The sequence below is a fragment of the Micromonospora sp. BS32 genome, assembly GCF_059089345.1.
On record NZ_JBSSHR010000115.1, the window covers coordinates 1 to 448 of the forward strand.

Annotated in this window: 1 pseudogene; it reads left to right on the top strand. The window is 64.7% G+C overall.

The features are described from left to right. A pseudogene (locus tag AC5RWQ_RS30510) lies at positions 1 to 448 on the top strand (AraC family transcriptional regulator); the annotation flags it as partial.

Consider the following 448-nt stretch of genomic DNA (forward strand, 5'->3'; position numbering starts at 1 on the left):
GCCAGATACAAGGCGCTCGTCGCGCCGATCCGGCTCGATGTCCTCGAAAAGGGTGACGTCACCATCATGGAATTCACCTGGCTCGACGCGCCGCTGACACCACCGGTCTCGCTGGTGGTGATGGAGCTGCTGTTCTGTGTGGCATTGGTGCGCATGGGCACCCGCGAAACAATCCGGCCACTCGGTGTTTCGACCACCGTGCTGCCGTCACCACTCGCACCCTATGAAGCGTTCCTCGGGGTCGGCATGAAACGCGGCGCCGGCCATGCCGTGACCTTTGCGACGGCGGATGCCAGGCGCCCCTTCCTGACCTCGAACGAACAGTTGTGGGCGGCTTTCGAGCCGGAGCTGCGCCGGCGTCTGTCCGATCTCGACATGCCGGTGACGACGGCCAGGCGTGTTCGCTCTGCTCTGCTCGAAGGGCTGCCCAGTGGTCTCGTCTCGATGG